This is a genomic window from Streptomyces sp. NBC_01092, assembly GCF_045039535.1.
Taxonomy (GTDB): Bacteria; Actinomycetota; Actinomycetes; order Streptomycetales; family Streptomycetaceae; genus Streptomyces.
The window spans coordinates 1,705,818-1,725,946 of the sequence record NZ_CP108659.1; the positions used below are offsets into that span (position 1 = coordinate 1,705,818).

Below are 20,129 nucleotides of genomic sequence, written 5' to 3' on the forward strand. Positions count from 1 at the left end.
GACGCGCGACATGGCGGCCGACCCACAGACGGAACCCGTCGAGCCCGCCGCGCCCGGCAGCGACAGCAAGGCTCCCCCCGGGTCGGCCGCCGGCCGGGCCGTGGAGAGGTGGGTCGCCTTCGCCCGGCGCAAGCTGAGGGCCGGTGAAGTGGGCTCACTCCCCGTCGTCCTCGTCCTTGCCGTCGTCTGGATCACCTTCCAGTCCCTCAACGACAACTTCCTCTCGCCCCGCAACCTGTCCAATCTCAGCGTCGACATCGTGGGTACGGGACTGATCGCGGTCGGCATCGTCTTCGTGCTGCTGCTCGGCGAACTGGACCTGTCGGTCGGCTCGATCAGCGGGCTCGCGGCGGCCGTGTTCGCGGTGCTGAACGTGAACAACGGGGTGCCCGAATGGCTCGCGCTGATCGTCGGGGTGCTGGCCGGCACGGCGGCGGGCACCGTGCAGGGCTATTCGTTCGCCAGGACCCGGGTGCCGGCGTTCGTGGTCACGCTCGCGGGGCTGCTCACCTGGAACGGGCTCATGCTCTACATCCTGGGCAGCAGCGGCACCATCAACCTCGACGAGAACGGCCTCGTCGCCAAGCTGACCAGCTACTACTTCACCGATGACGCGGTCGCCTACGGACTTGCGGCGCTCGCCGCGGGCCTTGTCTTCCTCGTGTCGTACAGGGACCGGCGACGCCGGATGGCCGCCGGCATGCGGCACCGCTCGCTCCAGGTCATCGGGGTGCGCGCCGGCGGGCTCGCGGTGATCGCGTTCGTCAGCGCCTATCTGCTCAACCGGTTCCAGGGTCTGCCGCTCGCCCTCCTGATCTTCCTCGTGGTGGTGGCCGGGCTCGACATCGTGCTGCGGCGCACCCACTACGGCCGGCAGGTCTACGCCCTCGGCGGCGGCGTCGAGGCGGCCAGGCGCGCCGGCCTCCACGTGACGCGGGTGCAGACCGCGGTGCTCGCGGTCTCGGGCACCATGGCGGCGGTCGGCGGCCTGTTCCTCGCGTCGCGCATCACCTCGGTGAGCCAGAGTTCGGGCACGGGCGTGCTCCTGCTCAACGCCATCGCGGCAGCCGTCATCGGCGGCACGAGCCTGTTCGGCGGACGCGGTTCCACGTGGTCGGCGGTGCTCGGCATGCTGGTGATCCAGTCGATCGCCTCGGGCATGGCCCTCACGGACACGCCGGCCGCGGTCCAGTTCATGATCACGGGCGGGGTGCTGTTCGCCGCGGTGGTCATCGACGCACTGTCCAGACGCTCGCAGGAGGCGCACGGGCGGGCCTGAGCGCGTACGGGGCGCTGACGGCCGGCTCTTCCTCCCCCCACCCACCCTCCGCGTCACCGCGCCCGACGGGACAGGCGCCCGCGCCCCCCGCACGGGATGCTGGAGGGGAGGGCGCGGGACGAGGACGGCCGGGAGGTGAGGGCGGTGATCGCCGTCAACCCGATGGACACCGACTCGGTGCTGGCGACCTTCGGCGCCCTCGGTGTCCTGGTGGTGATCTTCGCGGAGTCGGGCCTGCTCGTGGTCGGCTTCTTCCTGCCCGGCGACACCCTGCTCTTCCCGGCGGGCGTACTGTGCGCGGCGACCGCCGACCAGGCGGCACGGCTGGTGCTGTGGCAGGTGCTGCTGTGCGCGGCCGTCGGCGCGGTGGTGGGAGGCCAGGTCGGGTTCCTGCTGGGCAGACACGGCGGGCGGGCGCTGCTGGCCCGCACCTCGAAACGACGCGTGCGGGAGGCAGCGACCCGCGCGGAGAAACTGCTGGCTCGCTACGGCTACGGAAAGGCCCTGGTGATCGGCCGTTTCATCCCGATGGTGCGCACCGTGCTGCACCCGGCGGCCGGCGCGCTCGGCGTGCCCTGGCGGACCTTCACCGTCTGGCAGATCGTGGGCGGTCTGCTCTGGTCACAGAGCCTGGTGCTGGTCGGGTACACGCTGGGGGCGTCCGTCCCCGGCATCGACGACTATCTGCTGCCGCTGGTGGCCCTGGTCGTCGTGCTCTCACTGCTGCCCCTGCTCCCCGTGCTGACTGAGGCCCGCCGGTCCAGGCGCGACCGCGAGAGCCCGTGACGGACAAGGGAGTTGACGGACCCGACCCTCTTCGTTCGACCTGTCGGACATCGTTCGAAAACCCTTGACGCTGTGCCACACCCCGTTTGACACTCTCGCAACACGACGTCACACAGCCGAAACGGCAGGGTGCCCATGGCCGAGGCCCCGCCATGCCTCAGCAGGGAATCGACATGCCGTACATCGCACGCGTCCGTGTCCGGGCGAGACGTCTGGCGGGCCGACTCGCCGGACTGACCGCAGCATCGCTCTTGCTGGGACTGGCCGCACCCGCCCTGCCCGCGCAGGCCGCCGCGGCCGAGATCACCGACGGTCTCGCCCTCTGGTACAAACTCGACGCCGCCTCCGGCAGCACCGTCCCCGACGCCTCGGGCCACGGCCGCGACACGACCGTGAGCGGCACCGCCGACTGGTCGGGCGCCGGGCAGGGGCTCGCCTTCAACGGCTCCGACACCTACCTCAGGGTGCCGAACGACGTGATGAAGGGCATGGACTCGATCTCCGTCTCGCTGGACGTGATGGTCGACTCCGCCCAGACCACGCCGTACTTCATCTACGGCTTCGGCAACTCCAGCGGCAGCAACGGCAACGGCTACCTCTTCGCCACCGGAAACGCCCTGCGGACGTCCATCGCGAACGGCAACTGGTCGACCGAGCAGACCACCAGGCCCGCCGACTCCCACAACCTGACCCGCTCGGTCTGGAAGCACCTCACCTACACCCAGACCGGCACGACGGGCGTGCTCTACGAGGACGGCGTCGAGGTCGGGCGCAACTCGGCCGTCACGATCACCCCCGGCTCCATCGGGTCCGGCACGACCACCGCCAACCACATCGGCAAGTCCGTCTACTCCGGCGACAAGTTCTTCAAGGGCCGCATCCGCGACTTCCGGGTCTACGACCGCGCGCTCGTCGCCTCCGAGGTCGAGCAACTCGCCCTCCCCGTCGCCACGCAGGGCGTCGCCGACGACAAGGCCGCGCTGAGCCTCGGCGACACCGGCGCGGTCGTCGCCGACCTGGACCTGCCGAGGACCGGCACGGCCGGCGGCTCCGCGATCAGCTGGGCCGCCGGCAACCCCGCGGTGGTCTCCGACTCCGGCAAGGTGACCCGCCCCGCCGCCGGTGAACCAGCCGCCCACGCCACGCTCACAGCGACCATGAAGAAGGGCACCGTGACCGACGCCTTGACCTTCGACGTCACGGTGCTCCCGGACTTCGACGACCGAACGGCGACCGAACAGGCCGCCCAGGATCTCACCGTGCACAACCTGGACGACGTCCGCGGCAACCTCACGCTCCCCGCGACCGGCGCGTACGGCACCGACGTCACCTGGTCCTCCGCGAAGCCGGACGTCGTCAGCTCCGACGGCCTCGTCCACCGCCCCGCGCACGGCGACGGCGCGACCACCGTCGAACTGACCGCCACCGTCTCCAAGGGCACGGCGAGCACGACGCGCGCCTTCACCGCCAAGGTGCCCGAACTGCCGAGGACCGAGGCCCTCAAGGGCTACATGTTCAGCTACTTCACCGGTGAGGGCACCGCCGACGGCGAGCAGCTCTACGCCGCCCTCAGCAAGGGCAACGACCCGCTGCGCTGGCGGGAGTTGAACGACGGCAAGCCGGTCCTGACCTCCACGCTCGGCGAGAAGGGCCTGCGCGACCCGTTCATCATCCGCTCCCCGGAGGGCGACAAGTTCTACCAGATCGCCACCGACCTCAGGATCTACGGCAACGGCGACTGGGACGCCGCCCAGCGCACCGGCAGCCGGTCCATCATGGTGTGGGAGTCCACCGACCTCGTCCACTGGACGGACCAGCGGCTGGTGAAGATCTCGCCCGACAGCGCGGGCAACACCTGGGCCCCGGAAGCGTTCTACGACGCGAAGCTCGGCCAGTACGTCGTCTTCTGGGCATCGAAGCTGTACGACAACGAGGCGCACTCCGGCGACACGTACAACCGCATGATGTACGCGACGACCCGCGACTTCCACACCTTCAGCGAGCCCAAGGTCTGGATCGACCGCGGCTACTCGGTCATCGACTCCACGGTGATCCAGCACGACGGCACGTACTTCCGCCTCTCCAAGGACGAGCGCAACAACTCCTCGTCCACCCCCAACAGCAAGTTCATCTTCGAGGAGAAGAGCGACGCGCTCCTCGACCCGTCCTGGGACGCCGTCGCCGAAGGCATCGGCAAGGGTGCGATGAACGCGGCCGAGGGACCGTTGGTGTTCAAGTCGAACACCGAGGACAAGTGGTACGCGTTCCTGGACGAGTTCGGCGGCCGCGGCTACCTCCCCTTCGAGACGACCGACCTCGCCTCCGGCACCTGGACCCCGTCCACCGGCTACGACCTCCCGGCCAAGCCCCGCCACGGCACGGTGCTCCCGGTCACCCAGGCCGAGTACGACCGCCTGCTGCGCGCCTACCAGCCGGACCAGCTGGTGGAGGGCGTCGAGGACGTCTCGGTGAAGACCGGCATCGGGCAGACCCCCGTCCTGCCGGCCACCGTGATCGCCACGTACGCCGACGGCGTGACGCGTCCGGTCGCCGTGACCTGGGAGGACGTCCCGGAGTCGCAGTACGCGCAGGCCGGCACCTTCACCATGACCGGCAGCCTGCCCGACGGCGCCGCGCTGCCGGTCCGGGCCGAGGTCACCGTGTCGCAGGACGGCCCGGACGTCCCCTCCGACCTGCTCCTGCACTACGACTTCGACGAGACGGGCGGCAGCATCGCCCGCGACTCCAGCGGGCACGGCCACCACGGCACCTACGTCCGTACGCCCGACTTCGGCACCGGTGTGGAGGGCGGCTCGTTCAGGATGTCCGGCGACTCCGCGTCGTCCCCGTACGTGAAGATCCCGAACGGTGTGCTGAAGAACGCCGACAGCGTGACCGTCTCGACGTACGCCAAGTGGAAGGGCGGCAGCAGCTTCCAGTGGCTGTTCGGGCTCGGGCCCGACAGCGACAAGTACCTGTTCGCGACCCCCTCCAACGGCGGCTCCAGCCTGTACTCCGCGATCACGAAGGCGAGTTGGTCGGCGGAGTCGAAGCTGACGGCCGGCTCGCAGCTGACGCCCGGCGAGTGGCGGCACGTCACCGTCACCCTCGACGGCTCGACCGGGGCCATGGTCCTCTACGTCGACGGCATCGAGGCGGCCCGTACGACCACCGCCGTCAAGCCGTCCGAGCTGTACGACGCGAACAAGGACTACGGCGGCTACATCGGCAGGTCCCTGTACGCCGCCGACCCGTACTTCGGCGGCGAGGTCGATGACTTCCGCGTCTACGACCGGGCCCTCACCGCCGCCGAGATCATGGAGCTCAGCGGCAACACCGCGGGCATCGCCAGGGCAACGCACCCGGCGCTGAAGGTCGACGCGCTCGTCGACAACGCGGGCAGCCGGATCACGCTGCCGATGACGGAGGGCACCGATCTCACCGCCCTCGCCCCGGAGTTCACCCTCGCTCACGGCGCGGCGATCACCCCGGCCTCCGGCAGCGTGCAGGACTTCAGCGAGCCGGTGACGTACGAGGTGACGGGCTCCGACGGAGCGAAGCGGACCTGGACGGTCTCGGCGCTGGTCATGAAGAGCCCGGTGCTGCCGGGGCTGAACGCCGACCCGAACATCGTCCGCTTCGGCGACACCTTCTACCTGTACCCGACGACCGACGGCTTCGAGGGCTGGAGCGGCACGCAGTTCAAGGCGTACTCCTCCACCGATCTCGTCCACTGGACGGACCACGGCGTCATCCTCGACCTGGGCCCGGACGTCTCCTGGGCGGACAGCAGGGCCTGGGCCCCGACGATCGCCGAGAAGGACGGGAAGTACTACTTCTACTTCTGTGCCGACGCCAACATCGGCGTCGCGGTGTCCGACTCGCCGACCGGCCCGTTCAAGGACGCGCTGGGCAGGCCGCTGCTCAAGGCCGGCGACTTTCGCGGCCAGATGATCGACCCGGCGGTGTTCACGGACGACGACGGACAGTCGTATCTCTACTGGGGCAACGGCCACGCCTACGTCGCGCCCCTGAACGCCGACATGACGTCCATCGACACCTCCAAGGTCGAGGACATCACCCCCAGCGGCTACAACGAGGGCACCTTCGTCATCAAGCGTGACGGCACCTACTACTTCATGTGGTCGGAGAACGACACCCGCGACGAGAACTACCGCGTCGCCTACGCCACCGGTCCCTCACCGACCGGCCCGTGGACCAAGCACGGCGTGATCCTGGAGAAGGACCTCTCGCTCGGCATCAAGGGCCCCGGCCACCACTCGGTGGTCCATGTCCCGAACACCGACGACTGGTACATCGCCTACCACCGGTTCGCGCTCCCCGGCGGCGACGGCACCCACCGCGAAACGACCGTCGACAAGCTGGAGTTCGACTCCGACGGGCTCATCGAGAAGGTCGTGCCCACCCTCACGAGCATCGATCCGGTCACCGTCGTCCACGCCGGGCCGGACTCCGAAGGCCGCGAAGGCGACCGGATCGCGCTGAACGGCACCCTGTCCGGTGCGGGGAGCCCCCAGTGGGCCGTCGAGGAGGGCGCACCCTGCTCCTTCGCCGACGCCGGGGCGGCAAGGACCACCCTGACCTGCACGGACGACGGCACCTACACGGTCACCCTGTCCGGGGGCCGCGGCAGTGACTCAGCCACCGTCGAGGTTGCCAACGCGGCTCCGGCGATCACCTCCGCGACCGGGCCCGCGTCCCCGGTCTCGGTCGGCAAGCGCGTGGTGGTCACGGCCGAGTTCACCGACCCCGGCAGCGGCGACACCCAGACCTGCCGGGTCGACTGGAAGGACGGCACCGCGCCGACGGACGGCACGGTGAGCGGCACCACCTGCCGGGCCGGGCACACCTACACCGGGGCCGGGATCCACCGCCCGGTGGTCACGGTCAAGGACGACGACGGCGCCTCGGACAGCACCACCCTCCCCGAGCTGGTCGTCTACGACCGCGCGGCGGGCCCGGCGCTCGGCACCGGCGTCATCGCCTCCCCGGCCGGCGCCTACCCGGCCGGGCCGGACCTGACCGGCATGGCCGCGTTCTCCTTCGCCGCCACCTATGCGAAGGGGGCCACGGTCCCCACCGGAAAGGCCGAACTCGACTTCGGCCGGGCCGGGTTGAAGTTCCGCTCCACCGGCTCCGACTGGCTCGTGGTCAGCGGATCCCGGGCCGTCTACCAGGGCACCGGCAAGGTGAACGGCACCGGTGGGTACGGCTTCCGGGTCACCGCGACCGACGCCCCGGACACCTTCCGTATCCGGATCTGGCAGAAGTCCACCGGTGACGTCGTCTACGACAACCTCACCGGCGCACGGGCCACGGGCTTCGTCACCGTGGGCGGCAACCGACGCCAGTAGCGTTCCAGGGGGCGGTTCCAGTCGGCCGCCCCCTCTGAAACCGTCCTGAAACCGCGCCGAAGGCGGCCTCCCGCACGCTCCTGGTGACACGAACTCCCGGAGCCAGAGAGGCACACGCCATGAACGCCACCCCCCTCCACCTGACCCCCGAGCTCGTCGAGGACCCCGTTCGCGGCTACGCCGACCTGCGCTCACGCACCGACCTCGGGCACGCGGTCCTGCCGGGTCTGGACACCCCTGTACGGCTGGTCACCCGCTACGAGGACGCGCGGGCCGCACTGACCGAGCCGCGCCTGATCCGGGACCGGTCCGCCGTCCCCGGCGGCTCCGAGATGCCGGACCCGCAGGCCGAGCTGCTGGCCCATGCCTTCGAGGGCTTCCCGGAGGAGTACCTCCCGTACCTGTCCGGGCATCTGGCGCTGTTCGACGGCGACGAGCACACCCGGCGCCGGGGCCCCCTCACCCGTGCCTTCACCGCCCGCCGCGTGTCCGCGCTGCGCCCCTTCGTGGAGAAGACCGCGCGTGAGCTCATCGCCGGCCTCGCCGGTCGTGAACAGACCGATCTGCTGGGCGACTTCGCCTACCAGCTGAGCACGGCCGTGATCTGTGAGCTGGTCGGCGTCGACGCCGCCGACCAGGACCGGGTTTGCGAGTGGATCCGGGACTTCGCGTACGGCGACGGCAGCCGGATCGCCGAGGGGCTGGCCGGCATCGTGGAGTACAGCAAGGGCCTGGTGGCCCGCCGTCGCGCCGAGCCCACCGACGACCTGGTCTCGGCGCTGCTGGCCGACGGAGGGATGAGCGACGACGAGATCGTCACCGTCTTCTTCCTGCTCATCAACACCGGCATCACCCCGCCCGCCCTGTTCCTCGCCCACGGCGTGCTCGCCCTGCTCGACCACCCCGAGCAGCTTCAGCGGCTGCACGACGAGCCGGACCTGCTCGCCCGCGCGGTGCCCGAACTCCTGCGGTACGTCACGCTGGTGCGCATCGGCGCCACCCTGTACGCCACCGAGGACTTCGAGTTCGCCGGTTCACCGCTGAAGAAGGGCGAGGCCGTGACGGTCGCGCTGTTCGGCGCCAACCACGACCCGGCCGCGTTCGAGACGCCCGAACGGCTCGACATCACCCGGGAGTTCGGGCGCGGGGACGGTCATCTCGCCTTCGGGCACGGCCCGCACTACTGCATCGGCGCGGCGCTGGGCCGGGTCGTGACGGGCGTCGTGTTCGACGAGCTGTTCGTGCGACGGACGGCGCCGGCCCTGGCGGTGGACCGGGCCGACGTCGCGTTCGGGCACTGGCCCGGCGACGGCTTCCACCTGCTGAGCCTGCCTGTGCGGCTCTGACCGTGCCTGCCGAGAGCCGGGACGTCACTCAGCCGGTCCGCTCCCGCAGCAGCCCGAACGCGGCCTCGCGCAGAGCGCCCGGGTCCAGGGTGGCGTACTCGGACACCGCGTCCGCGTAGGCCGCCCGATCGGCGTTCTCGGCGTCCTCCCGGGCGCGGACGGAGGACATCGTCGGCTGGAAGTTGCGCAGCCACCGGAAGCGCTCGGCCAGCGCGATCAGCCGCACTCCGTGAGCGGGATCCCCGTTCGCGAGGCCGGCGGTGCCGAGCGCGAGCAGCAGCGCACCCTGGACGGGGAGGTCCGCCGTCGTGGGGTGCGCGGCGGTCGGGGACCGGGTCAGCAGGGTCGTCAGACGCTCGGGGAGCGTCGCGGCGAGGGGCGCCACGAGGTCGGTGCGGCCGTGCCGGGCGTGGGCCGTGACGGCGACGGCCTGCAGCTCCAACCGCCAGCCCTCCAGCAGGGGTTCGCCTCCGACGACGGGGCTCGCTCCCCGTTCCATCCGTGCGATCGCCCGGCGCCACAGGCCGAGGCCGGTCTCGGTGTCGCCCCTGGCGAGCGCGATCTCGGCGCGGGCGCCCAGGTCGGGGGCGAAGGCGTCCGGTGTCATGCCCTCGGCCTGGTGCTTCAGGGCGTGTTCCAGCCAGTGCTCGGCCGCGTCGAGGTCGCCGGTCTGGAGGTGGGCGAGCATCAGCCCCCAGCTCAGTCCGACCGGGTCCTGCCCCTCGCCGAAGCGTTCCAGCTCCCGCATCGCGCTCGTCATGGGGCCGATCGCCTCGGCGCCGCGCTCCATGCGCAGGCACAGCTCACCGATCCGGGACTGCGGCCAGTACCGCAGCAGCGGAATGTCCCGGTCCGCGAAGGCGTCGAGCATCCGGCGGGCGGCGTCGAGGGCCCGGTCCGGGTCGTGCTCGCCCTCCCACACGTAGCTCGCCACGCAGTTGGCGATGCCCGCGAGCAGGGGCGCATCGCTGTCGCAGAGCGCCTCCAGGGTCGCGCGGTCACCGGACGCGAGCACCTCCGGCAGCGCGCACAGCACCGTCGACGCGGCCCGCACCAGGCTGTCGGGTGGCGCGGCAGGCAGTCGGCGCAGGCCGGCCAGCGGGCGCATGGCACCGGCTCCGAGACCGAGGAAGAGGGTGGCGGTCATCAGGGCGAGGGCCGTGCGGGTCGGCTCGACGCAGGCGGGGGCGGGCCGGTGGCGGGCGAGCAGCGGGGCGGTGTCGTCGGCCAGGACCATCAGCCGGGCGTAGTTGGCCTCGGTGGTCCACAGGGCGCACAGTACGGCGGCCACGGCGGCGACCGTGTCGGCGTCGTCGCGGGCGAGCGCGAGCCGCAGCGCCTGGACCAGGTTGTCCTGCTCGGCGCGGATCAGCTGCCAGGACGCGACCGGGTCGGGTCCGAACGGCGTGTCGTGGTGGGTGACCCCGAACTCCCGCGCCCACCCGATGAACCGGTCCGCGACGACGCCCTGCTCCCCGGCCTGCTCCCGATGCGCGGCGGCGAACTCCCGTACGGTCTCCAGCATCCGGAAGCGGGTGCCGTTCGCGGTGTCGGTGACCTTGATCAGGGACTGGTCGACGAGGTCTTCCAGCACATCCAGAACGTCCGGCACATCGAGAACATCCGGTACGTCCAGCGCGTCCGGGGCTTCCCGACCGGCGACGAGGTGCTCGGCGGCCTCGGCCGTGAAGCCGCCGGGAAAGACCGACAGCGCGCGCAGGGCCGCTCGGCCCTCGGGTTCGAGCAGGTTCCAGCTCCAGTCGACGACGGCGTGCAGGGTGCGGTGCCTGCGTGGCGCGTCCCGCGGTCCGCCGCGCAGCAGGGCGAACCGGTCCTGAAGGCGGCGCGTGATCTCGGCGACCGACATCACGCGCACCCGGGCGGCGGCGAGCTCGGTCGCGAGCGGCAGCCCGTCGAGCCGGCGGCACAGGTCGGCCACGGCGTCGGCGGGCAGTTCGACGTCGGGGCGGGCGGCACGGGCGCGCTGCTCGAACAGCTCGACGGTGGTGCGCGGGTCCAGCTCGGGCAGCGGGTGGACGGCCTCGGAGGACAGTCCGAGCGGGGCGCGGCTGGTGGTGAGGACGCTGACGTTCCTGGTCATGGACACCAGCGCCCGCACCAGGTCGGCGACGCCGGGGACGACGTGCTCGCAGTTGTCCAGGACGAGCAGCGCCGGCCCGGGGCCGAGGGCGCCGACGATGCCGGCGAGCGGCCCGGCGTTGCCCGCCGCGCCGCGCGGGCTCTCCCCGGCGCCGAGCGCGGAGGCGACCTCGGCGGCCACGTCGGCGTCCCGGCCGACCCCGGCGAGCGGCACCAGGTGCACGACCCGGTGCTCGGCCTCCCGTGCGACGGCGCCGGCGAGGCGCGTCTTGCCGAGCCCGCCGGGCCCGACGATCGAGGTGACCCGGGAGCTGTGGATCAGCCGGGTGACGGCGGCGATGTCGGCCTCCCGCCCGAGCAGCGGGTTCGGCTCGTGCGGCACCCCGCGCCGCACGGCGGGCGCCTGCCCGCGCAGCAGTTCCTGGTGCAGTTCCTGGAGGGCGGGGCCGGGGTCCGTGCCGAGTTCGTCCCGCAGGCGGCGCCGGTAGGTGTCGTACGCCGCCAGCGCGGCGGCCGCACCGGCCGTGGCCGCCTGACAGCGCATCAGCTCAAGCAGCGGCTCCTCGTCCAGCGGGTGGGCGGCCACCAGCTCGCCGAGCGGCCCCACCGCATCCTCCCGCCGCCCGGAGCGGGCCAGCGAGAGCGCCCGGAGCCGGGTCAACGTGCGGTGTGCGGCGGCGAGTTCGAGGCGCAGCGCCGCCACGGGGTCGTCGAGGTGGCCCTCCCCCGATTCCCCGGCGTCCCACAGGGCGAGCCCCGCCTCGGCCTCGGCGACCGCGCCGTGGTGGTCGCCGGCCCGCGCCTTCTCGATGCTCTCGGTGACGTGCAGCTGGACGGCCCAGGCGTCGACCTGGTCCTCGCGCAGGGCGATGCGATAGCCGGTGGGGGTGCTCGCGATGGTCTCGCCGCCCAGCAGGGACCTGGCCCGGGAGACCAGGATCTGCAGGGCCTTCGTCGGGTTCTCCGGCTGCTCGTCCGGCCACAGCCCGGCCACCAGCCGTCCCGTGCCGCATCCCGCCCGCGGCTCCCCGGCCAGCAGCGCGAGCAGGCCGCGCAGCCTGGGCGCGGTGATCTCCCTTCCCCGGTGGGAGACGGACGTCAGCAGCGTCAACTCGATGGTCACCCGTGCAGGTTAGTCAGAACGGGTGGTGAGAGGGGTGGTCGCAGGGCTGCAACCCTCTCGCAACGTTCCTCGTGCTGCCCTTGCTGCCATGTATGAGGAGACCCCGCGCGTCGAACTCACCCCCGCGGCCGCCGACCTGTTGCGCCGTCTGCGCGCGACGCACGGCCCGCTGATGTTCCACCAGTCCGGCGGCTGCTGCGACGGGAGCGCGCCGATGTGCTACCCGGAGGGCGAGTTCCGCACGGGCAACTCGGACATCCTGCTCGCGGAGCTGTATGTCGAGGGGGTGACGGAGCCCGTGACGTTCTGGATGTCGCGCAGTCAGTACGAGGCGTGGAGCCACACCCGGCTGATCGTCGACGTGGTCGAGGGCCGGGGCAGCGGCTTCTCTCTGGAGGCACCCGAGGGGGTGCGTTTCCTCACCCGTTCTCGCGTCGTCGGCACCTAGAAACCCCTTTGGTCATCGCCGTCTGGTGCACTTCCCCCGAGTCCTGGGACATTTGACGAGACCTCAGGGGGAAATCGTGACGCTCCGTCAGAAACGATTCGCGTCAGCGAGAGCGGCCCTCACGCTGCTCACGGCACTCGGCGCGCTGGCCGGTGCGGCCCTGTCGGGGGCGGCACCGGCCGGCGCCGCGCAGGGCACTCCGATCGCGCCGGGTGTCACCTACGACGAGTTCGACATCGCGGCGGCGAAGGGCACGGCACACGCCCATGTGCTCACCGTCGACCTGCGCGATCCGCGCGTACGTCTCGATCTTCTGTACCCGGGAGCGGCGGCGGCGCGGGCCACCGTCTCCCAGCAGGCCACCGCACAGGGCGCGGTGGCCGGCGTGAACGGCGACTTCTTCAACATCAGCGAGACCCAGCACCCCGGCGTCGAGGCGACCGGCGCGAGCGTGGGACCGGTGATCGCGCGCAGCCGGGCGCTGAAGGCGGCGGTCCCGAACGGCCAGCGCTTCGGCCCCGCGCTGCCGCCCGGCACGAGCACCGAGGACGTGTTCGGCGTGGGCGTGGACCGCCGGGCCCGGCTGGACGACCTGAGCCTCGACGGCTCGATCCGCACGCCCGAGGGCCGCCTTCCGCTCGGCGGGCTCAACCAGTACGCGCTGCCGGTGGGCACCATCGGCGCGTTCACCTCCAAGTGGGGCAGCGTCTCCCGGGTGCGCGCGACCTGCGGCACGGACACGGACCGGGCGGCTCCGTGCAGCACGGACACCTATGAGGTGACGGTCCGGGGCGGGAAGGTCGTGTCGAGCGCCGACACCCCCGGCAGTGGCCCGATCGCCGCGGGCACCACCGTCCTGGTGGGCCGGGAGGCGGGCGCGCAGCAGCTGCGGAAGTTCTTCGCGGGCGAGCCGGTGACGGTGCGGCAGCGGCTGGTGGCGTCGTCGTCCCGGATCCCGTACCGCTTCGCCCTCGGCGGCTACCCGGTCCTCGACGACGGGCAGCCGCTTCCCGGCCTGGACAACAGGGCCTCGGCGGTGCGGACCGCCGTGGGCATCGCGGACCGCGGCCGGCGCCTGGTGCTGCTCGCGTTGGACGGCGCGCCCGAATACCGCACCGGCCTGACCATCGCGGAGGTCGCCTCCGTGATGCGGGACCTGGGTTCGGTCGACGCCTTCAGCCTGGACGGCGGCGGCTCCTCGACGCTGGTCGCGCGGGAGCCGGGAGCGGCAACGGTGTCCGTGCGCAACCACCCGTCCGACGGCAGGGAGCGCGCCGTGCCCAACGGCATCGGAGTCTTCTCGACCCCCTGACGGTCACGGTCTGAGGCTGCTCACGATGTCCGCCGTGGCCGTCAGACCGCTGCTGATGGTGGGCGCCATGCTCGTGCTGGCCAGGTAGAAGCCGAGCAGCAGACACACCAGCGCGTGGGTGATCTTCAGCCCGCCGTTGCGTACGAAGATCACCGCCAGGACGAACAGCAGCAACACCACAGAGATGGAAATGGCCATCGTCTAGCTCCTCCGCCACGCCGCCTTGCCCGGTTCAGGGCGTTCGGCCGCAAGTGTGGCGTAGCGGAGGGTTCGTCCGGGCGGCTGACCTGTACTCCGAACGAGTGGTGTATCCGCCAGGCGCGGCTAGACCGTCCGGTGGGCGTCGAGGAACGCCTCCAGACCGGCGAGATCATCGGTGTTGAGGAAGTCGACGTCGGCGGCGAGCAGCTCGCCCCACAGGGCGTCCCGCGCGGGGCCCGCCACGTCCGGGGTGGCCCAGAACCGCACCTTCTGTCCACGGGAGTGCGCCGCCTGGACGATGGTCCGCAGCTTCTGCCGCTCGGCGTCCGGGAAGGCGCCCACGCCGAGCCAGGTGAAGTTGAGCGTCCAGTTGTCGCTGATCAGCGGGACGAAGGAGGCGGGCGCGGAGGTGCCGAGGTCGGCGAGGCGGCCGTCGTAGAAGGCGCGGCGGACCTTCTGGGCCTCCATCGGCGCACGGGCGGCACGGTCGCCGGAGATCACGGCGGTCACCGGGCCCGCGTGCACCCGGCCGTGGGCGTACGTCGTGAACAGGTGCTTGTAGCGCCCCAGGTGCTTGTCGAGTTCGAGGTACGTCGAGGAGCCCTCGGTCTTGATGTCGATGAGCAGCTGGATCGGCTTGCGGTAGCCGCGGTAGACCGAACCGTGGTGGGCCTTCACGCGTGCGGCCAGCGGGTCGAGGTAGAGCGACTCCAGGGTGCGGCGGGGGTCGAGGTCCTCGGGGTCGTGGGCGACCAGGAGCTGGTCGCCGACCAGGTAGATGTCGGCTTCGAGGCTGCCGAAGCGGTGGTCGAGGGCGTCGAGGAGCGGACGCGGGTGCTCGTAGTCGTTGTGCGCGTGCGCCCGCCACAACGGGCGCTTGCCGTGCTTGCTCTGGCCTGCCAGCGCCTGGGTGGCGGGCAGGGCGACCGCGCCCGCGAGGGCGGCGCCGAGGGTGGTGAGGGCTCTGCGACGGGTGGTGAGGGCCATGCTCTGCCTCCCTGATAGGGCCGGATGGAACCGCTGCGAGTATGCGATTCCGAACGGCCCGAACAGCAGTGCCTGGGCGGGGAGTTGGCTGGACCGCCGTCCCTCGTTCACTTCCTCCGTGCAGCGCACACGAAAAAGCCCGCCCCAGGTGGGGCGGGCTTTTCGCGGGCTTCGCTCAGGTGTACGTCAGGGAGCGGCGAGGTCGACGAGTTCGGCCAGTGCCTCGCGGTGTGCGCCCGCGGTGCCGTAGGCGATCGAATCGGCCTTGGCCCGCTTCAGATACAGATGCGCCGGGTGCTCCCAGGTCATCCCGAGACCGCCGTGCAGCTGGACGGCCTCCTCGGCGGCGTGCACGGCGACCTGCGCCGCGTAGGCCTGGGCGACCGCGACCGCCACCTCGACGTCCTCGCCGGTCGCGAGCGCGTCGGCGGCGCCCCGGGCGGCAGCGCGCAGGTTGACGACCTCCAGCCAGAGCTGGGCGAGCCGGTGCTTGAGCGCCTGGAAGCCGCCGACGGGCCGGTTGAACTGCTTGCGTTCCTTCAGATAGCGGACCGTCTCGGTCAACGTCCATTCGGCGAGCCCGAATTGCTCGGAGGCGAGCAGTCCGGCGCCGGCACGCAGGGCGCGTCGCACGGCGGGCTCGGCATCCCCCAGCAGCCGGCCGGGCGCACCGTCCAGGGCGACCTTCGCGACGGGCCGCGTCAGGTCCAGGGACGCCTGCGCGGTGACGGTCACGGCGTCGGCGTCCACCGCGTACAGCCCGCCGTCGTCCGCGGGCACGAGCAGCACATCGGCGACGACCGCGTCCGCGATGCCGGTCAACTCCCCGTGCAGGGCGCCGTCCTGATGCCGTACGACCTTGTAGGCGCCGCCGGGAGGGACGTTCAGCGCGACGGCGAGCGCGCCGATGCGCCGCCCGGACGCCAGCTCGGACAACAGGCCCTCTTCGGCCTCGCAGGCCAACAGCGCCTCCGTGGCGACCACGGCACTCGTCAGGTAGGGCACGGGAGCGACCGCGCGGCCCAACTCCTCCAGCACCACGGCGACTTCGCGGTGTGTGGCGCCCTGGCCGCCCTTGCCCTCCGGGACCAGGAGCCCGGCCAGGCCCATGCCGTCGGCGAGCGCCTTCCACGCCTCCAGGTCGTGCGGGGTGTCCGACTCGGTGCGCGCGATGACTCCGGGCGCGTCGCAGTGGTCGGTGAGCAGGTCCCGTACGGCGGCCCGCAGCGCCTCTTCCTCCTCCGTGTACAACAAGTCGCTCATCGGGCCAGGTCCTTCCATGCGACGTCCTTGTCGGTGCGCGGCTCGGCGGGCAGGCCCAGGACGCGCTCGGCGACGATGTTCAGCAGGACCTCGCTGGTCCCGCCCTCGATGCTGTTGCCCTTGGAGCGCAGGTAGCGGTATCCGGCGTCGCGGCCGGTGAAGTCCACGAGCTCCGGGCGGCGCATGGTCCAGTCGTCGTACAACAGGCCCTCCTCGCCGCGCAGTTCGACCTCCAGGCCGCTGATCTCCTGGTTGAGCCGGGCGAAGGCGAGCTTCATGCCGGCGCCCTCGGGTCCCGGCTGGCCGGCGACGAGCTGCTGGCGCAGCCGCTCGGCGGTGAGACGGGAGACCTCGGACTCCACCCACAGCTTCAGCAGCCGCTGGTGCAGATCGTGGGTGCGCAGCTCGGGGCGCTCGCGCCAGGTCTTCGCGACCGGGCCGATCATGCCGCCTTCGCGGGGCAGCCGCATGCCGCCGATGGCGACGCGCTCGTTGTTGAGCGTGGTCTGCGCGACCTTCCAGCCGTCGCCGATCTCGCCGAGGCGACGCGAGTCCGGGATGCGGACGTCGGTCAGGAACACCTCGTTGAACTCGGCCTCACCGGTGATCTGGCGCAGCGGCCGCACCTCGACGCCGGGGTCGGTCATGTCGCACAGGAAGTAGGTGATGCCGGCGTGCTTGGGCACGTCCGGGTCGGTGCGGGCGATGAGGATGGCCCAGCGGGCGATGTGGGCGCTGGACGTCCACACCTTCTGCCCGTTGACGACCCATGCGTCGCCCTCCCTGACCGCCCGCGTGCCGAGCGCCGCGAGGTCGGATCCGGCGCCGGGCTCGCTGAAGAGCTGGCACCAGACCTCCTCGCCGGTCCACAGGGGCCGCAGAAAGCGCTGCTTCTGCTCCTCGGTGCCGTACTTGAGGATCGTCGGCGCGGCCATGCCCAGGCCGATGCCGATGCGCCGCGGCTCGTTGTCGGGGGCGCCCGCGGCCTCCAGTTCGGCGTCGACGACGGCCTGGAGCGAGCGCGGCACGCCGAGTCCGCCGAGGCCCTCGGGGTAGTGCACCCACGCGAGGCCGGCGTCGAAGCGGGCGCGCAGGAAGTCCAGGCGGTCGGTGCCGGCCGGCGGGTGGGCGGCCAGCAACTCGCCTGTGCGGCGCCGGAGTTCGGCTGCGTCGATCGTCATACGGTGGCTCCGTTCTCCAGCGACGGGACCACGGCGATACGGCCGGTGGTGACGCCGTCGGCCACCCGCTGCACGGCGGCCGCCGCCCCGCCCAGCGGGACGCGCTCGCTCACCAGCGGCTTGATGGCGCCCCGGGCGGCCAGCTCGGTGAGCTGCTCGTGGCAGTGCATGATCAGCTTCGGGTTCTTGGTGTTGTACAGGCCCCAGTGCAGGCCCAGGATCGAGTAGTTCTTCACCAGGGCGTGGTTGAGCGCCGGGCTGGGAATGCTGCCGCTCGCAAAGCCGACGACCACGATCCGGCCCTCGAAGGCGACGACCTTGGCGGACTGGGTGTAGGCCTCACCGCCGACGGGGTCGTAGATGACGTCGGCGCCCCGGCCGCCGGTGGCCTCCTTCACGGCCCCGATCACGTCCTCGGCGCGCCGGTCGATGACGACGTCGCAGCCCAGGTCCCTGGCCACGGCCGCCTTGTCGGCGCCGCCCACGACACCGATGACCCGCGCCCCGGCCGCCTTGCCGAGCTGCACGGCCGCGCTGCCGACCCCTCCTGCGGCAGCGTGGACCAGCAGCGTCTCCCCGGCTTCAAGACCGGCCCGGCGGTGCAGCCCGAACCAGCCGGTCTGGTAGCCGATGTGCAGGGCGGCGGCCTCGGCGTCGTCCAGCGCCTCGGGCGCGGGCAGGAGAGCGGCGGCGTCCGCGACGGCGTACTCGGCGAAGCCGCCGTACGGCAGCGCGGGGTTGGCGAGGACACGGCGCCCGTCCTCGGTCTCGCCGCAGATCTCCACGCCCGGCGTGAACGGCAGCGGCGGCCGGACCTGGTAGTGCCCCCGGCACATCAGCGCGTCCGGGAAGTTGATGTTCGCGGCGCGCACCCTCAGCAGGACCTGGCCGTCACCGGGCGTGGGCGTCTCGACGTCCTCCAGGCGCATCACCTCGCCCGGCTCGCCGTTCTCGTGCACTTGCCATGCCTGCATGCGGGGCCTCCACGGGGGACTGCTTCGTCTGACCGGGGTCGCTTCGCATACTAAGCGGTCGCTTGCCGATCAGGGAACAGTCAGATGCGTCACGACTGCTTGGGTCGCGCCCGCACATGCATACGCTCCCCCTGCGGCCCGAACAGACTGAGGAATTCCACCGGCCCCTCCCCCGTCGAGCCGAACCAGTGCGGAACCCGCGTGTCGAACTCGACGGCCTCCCCCGCGGTCAGCACGATGTCGTGATCGCCGAGGACCATCCTCAGCCTCCCCGCCATCACATACAGCCACTCATAGCCCTCATGGGTCCGCGGCTCCGGCTCGACACTCTCCTGCGGCACCAGGACCTTGAAGGCCTGCAGACCACCGGGCTGCCGGGTCAGCGGCCAGTACGTACGCCCGTGCCGCCTGATCGGCTCAGACCGTACCCGGGGATCGCGCACCGCGGGCGCGGCCACCAGTTCGTCCAGCGCCACCTCGTGCGCTCGCGCGATCGGCAGCAGCAGTTCGAGACTGGGCTTGCGCAGCCCCGACTCGAGCCTGGAGAGCGTGCTCACCGAGATGCCGGTCGCCTCGGACAGACCGGCCAGCGTCGCACCCCGCTCCTTGCGGATCCGCCGCAGCCGCGGACCGACCTCCGCGAGCACGGAGTCCATGTCGTCGTCACTCATGAAGACCATTGCAGTTTCGGCAAACACATTTGTCAATGCGGTAGCGGCCGCGCGACCGTCGCGGTGGAGGTGGTCACCATGACCGAGAAGAACACCGGCTCGTACGAAGTGATCGTCATCGGAGGCGGCCCTGCCGGCCTGTCCGCCGCCCTCGTCCTGGGCCGCGCCCGACGCCGCACACTGGTCGTGGACGCCGGCGAGCCGCGCAACGCGCCCGCCGCCCATATGCAGGGCTATCTGTCCCGGGACGGCATGCCGCCCGGCGAGTTGCTGGCCGTCGGACGGGAGGAGATCGCGCGCTACGGCGTCGAGCTGGTCAGGGACCGCGCGGTGGACGTCTCGCGGGGTACGGACTTCGCCGTCGCGCTGGCGAGTGGACGGCACGTGCACGCCCGGCGGCTCGTCATCGCCACCGGCCTCAAGGACGAGCTGCCGGAGGTCCCCGGCGTCGCCGAGCGCTTCGGCAGGGATGTGCTGCACTGCCCGTACTGCCACGGCTGGGAGGTCCGCGACCAGGCCTTCGGCGTGCTGGCGACCACCGCGCTGAGCGTGCACCAGGCGCTCATGGTGTCGCAGTGGTCGAAGGACGTGACCTTCTTCCTGCACGAGGTCGCCGAGTCGGACCTCTCCGACGACGACCTGCGCAGGCTGGCGGCGGCCGGCGTGAAGGTCGTCCCGGGTGGGGTGGCCGGCCTGGTGATCGAGGACGACCGCCTCACGGGCGTACGCCTGGCGGACGGGACGCTGCACGCACGCGAGGCGCTGTTCGTCGCACCACGCGCGGTACCGCAGACCGGCCTGCTGGAGAAACTCGGCGCCGACCTCCAGGAGACCCCCTTCGGGGCGTACCCGGTGGTCGACCCGACGGGCCTCACGTCCGTGCCGGGCGTCTGGGCGGTCGGCAACGCAATGGGCTTCTCCGAACAGGTCATCAACGCGGCGGCAGGCGGCTACCGCGCAGGGGCCTTCATCAACGGAGAGCTGCTCATGGCGGACCTCGACGCAACCCCCTAGGGGCGCGTGGCTGTATCGACGTGCGGCTCCGCCGCGTGGGCGCGACCAGCCACAACGGCGCCGCAGACG

Annotated in this window: 14 protein-coding genes; 7 read left to right on the top strand and 7 right to left on the bottom strand. The window is 71.8% G+C overall.

Going from position 1 to position 20,129, the window contains the following annotated elements:
• The first annotated feature begins 10 nt into the window (after positions 1–10).
• The 4 genes from OG254_RS07420 to OG254_RS07435 all read left to right on the top strand — a co-directional run bounded on the left by OG254_RS07420 (position 11) and on the right by OG254_RS07435 (position 8,786).
• Entirely contained in the window at positions 11–1,279 is a 1,269-nt protein-coding gene (locus OG254_RS07420; protein ID WP_405594881.1) for a sugar ABC transporter permease, read from the top strand.
• 144 nt (positions 1,280–1,423) lie between these two features.
• Positions 1,424–2,065, top strand: a complete 642-nt coding sequence (locus tag OG254_RS07425; RefSeq protein ID WP_405578609.1) for a DedA family protein — start codon at positions 1,424–1,426, stop codon at positions 2,063–2,065.
• A gap of 173 nt (positions 2,066–2,238) precedes the next feature.
• Positions 2,239–7,440, top strand: coding sequence for a family 43 glycosylhydrolase (locus tag OG254_RS07430; RefSeq protein WP_405578611.1), 5,202 nt, complete (start codon positions 2,239–2,241; stop codon positions 7,438–7,440).
• Between the two features lie 119 nt (positions 7,441–7,559).
• Complete coding sequence (locus tag OG254_RS07435) at positions 7,560–8,786, top strand: cytochrome P450 (RefSeq protein ID WP_405578614.1); 1,227 nt, start codon at positions 7,560–7,562, stop codon at positions 8,784–8,786.
• A gap of 28 nt (positions 8,787–8,814) precedes the next feature.
• On the opposite strand, the gene OG254_RS07440 is transcribed toward OG254_RS07435, so the two are convergent.
• Complete coding sequence (locus OG254_RS07440) at positions 8,815–12,009, bottom strand: ATP-binding protein (RefSeq protein ID WP_405578617.1); 3,195 nt, start codon at positions 12,007–12,009, stop codon at positions 8,815–8,817.
• A gap of 88 nt (positions 12,010–12,097) precedes the next feature.
• Between OG254_RS07440 and OG254_RS07445 the strand changes: the two genes are divergently transcribed.
• Both OG254_RS07445 and OG254_RS07450 read left to right on the top strand, forming a co-directional pair.
• Positions 12,098–12,457 (top strand): DUF779 domain-containing protein, encoded by a 360-nt coding sequence (locus OG254_RS07445; protein ID WP_405578620.1) that lies wholly within the window; start codon positions 12,098–12,100, stop codon positions 12,455–12,457.
• Positions 12,458–12,533: 76 nt separating this feature from the next.
• Positions 12,534–13,769 (top strand): phosphodiester glycosidase family protein, encoded by a 1,236-nt coding sequence (locus OG254_RS07450; protein ID WP_405578623.1) that lies wholly within the window; start codon positions 12,534–12,536, stop codon positions 13,767–13,769.
• Positions 13,770–13,772: 3 nt separating this feature from the next.
• On the opposite strand, the gene OG254_RS07455 is transcribed toward OG254_RS07450, so the two are convergent.
• The 6 genes from OG254_RS07455 to OG254_RS07480 all read right to left on the bottom strand — a co-directional run bounded on the left by OG254_RS07455 (position 13,773) and on the right by OG254_RS07480 (position 19,055).
• On the bottom strand, positions 13,773–13,967 hold the full coding sequence (locus tag OG254_RS07455) for a hypothetical protein (protein ID WP_351194149.1): 195 nt from the start codon (positions 13,965–13,967) through the stop codon (positions 13,773–13,775).
• Between the two features lie 126 nt (positions 13,968–14,093).
• Entirely contained in the window at positions 14,094–14,957 is an 864-nt protein-coding gene (locus tag OG254_RS07460; RefSeq protein WP_405578626.1) for a phosphatidylinositol-specific phospholipase C/glycerophosphodiester phosphodiesterase family protein, read from the bottom strand.
• Between the two features lie 186 nt (positions 14,958–15,143).
• Complete coding sequence (locus tag OG254_RS07465; RefSeq protein ID WP_405578628.1) at positions 15,144–16,220, bottom strand: acyl-CoA dehydrogenase family protein; 1,077 nt, start codon at positions 16,218–16,220, stop codon at positions 15,144–15,146.
• Positions 16,217–17,401: an acyl-CoA dehydrogenase family protein gene (locus tag OG254_RS07470; RefSeq protein WP_405578630.1), complete on the bottom strand. Its 1,185-nt coding sequence runs from the start codon at positions 17,399–17,401 to the stop codon at positions 16,217–16,219. Before OG254_RS07470 ends, OG254_RS07465 begins: the two co-directional genes overlap by 4 nt.
• Positions 17,398–18,375: an NADPH:quinone oxidoreductase family protein gene (locus OG254_RS07475; RefSeq protein WP_405578632.1), complete on the bottom strand. Its 978-nt coding sequence runs from the start codon at positions 18,373–18,375 to the stop codon at positions 17,398–17,400. Before OG254_RS07475 ends, OG254_RS07470 begins: the two co-directional genes overlap by 4 nt.
• An 89-nt stretch (positions 18,376–18,464) precedes the next feature.
• Positions 18,465–19,055, bottom strand: coding sequence for a helix-turn-helix domain-containing protein (locus tag OG254_RS07480; RefSeq protein WP_405578634.1), 591 nt, complete (start codon positions 19,053–19,055; stop codon positions 18,465–18,467).
• 69 nt (positions 19,056–19,124) lie between these two features.
• On the opposite strand from OG254_RS07480, the gene OG254_RS07485 reads away from it, so the two are divergent.
• Positions 19,125–20,060: an NAD(P)/FAD-dependent oxidoreductase gene (locus OG254_RS07485; RefSeq protein ID WP_405578636.1), complete on the top strand. Its 936-nt coding sequence runs from the start codon at positions 19,125–19,127 to the stop codon at positions 20,058–20,060.
• Positions 20,061–20,129 lie beyond the last annotated feature (69 nt).

Bases quoted from the DNA above. Each gene is read 5' to 3' on its own strand.
- OG254_RS07470 (WP_405578630.1), bottom strand. From the start codon at position 17,401: ATGACGATCGACGCAGCCGAACTCCGGCGCCGCACAGGCGAGTTGCTG.
- OG254_RS07480 (WP_405578634.1), bottom strand. From the start codon at position 19,055: ATGGTCTTCATGAGTGACGACGACATGGACTCCGTGCTCGCGGAGGTC.
- OG254_RS07435 (WP_405578614.1), top strand. From the start codon at position 7,560: ATGAACGCCACCCCCCTCCACCTGACCCCCGAGCTCGTCGAGGACCCC.
- OG254_RS07445 (WP_405578620.1), top strand. From the start codon at position 12,098: ATGTATGAGGAGACCCCGCGCGTCGAACTCACCCCCGCGGCCGCCGAC.
- OG254_RS07485 (WP_405578636.1), top strand. From the start codon at position 19,125: ATGACCGAGAAGAACACCGGCTCGTACGAAGTGATCGTCATCGGAGGC.
- OG254_RS07475 (WP_405578632.1), bottom strand. From the start codon at position 18,375: ATGCAGGCATGGCAAGTGCACGAGAACGGCGAGCCGGGCGAGGTGATG.
- OG254_RS07455 (WP_351194149.1), bottom strand. From the start codon at position 13,967: ATGGCCATTTCCATCTCTGTGGTGTTGCTGCTGTTCGTCCTGGCGGTG.
- OG254_RS07430 (WP_405578611.1), top strand. From the start codon at position 2,239: ATGCCGTACATCGCACGCGTCCGTGTCCGGGCGAGACGTCTGGCGGGC.
- OG254_RS07460 (WP_405578626.1), bottom strand. From the start codon at position 14,957: ATGGCCCTCACCACCCGTCGCAGAGCCCTCACCACCCTCGGCGCCGCC.
- OG254_RS07465 (WP_405578628.1), bottom strand. From the start codon at position 16,220: ATGAGCGACTTGTTGTACACGGAGGAGGAAGAGGCGCTGCGGGCCGCC.
- OG254_RS07420 (WP_405594881.1), top strand. From the start codon at position 11: ATGGCGGCCGACCCACAGACGGAACCCGTCGAGCCCGCCGCGCCCGGC.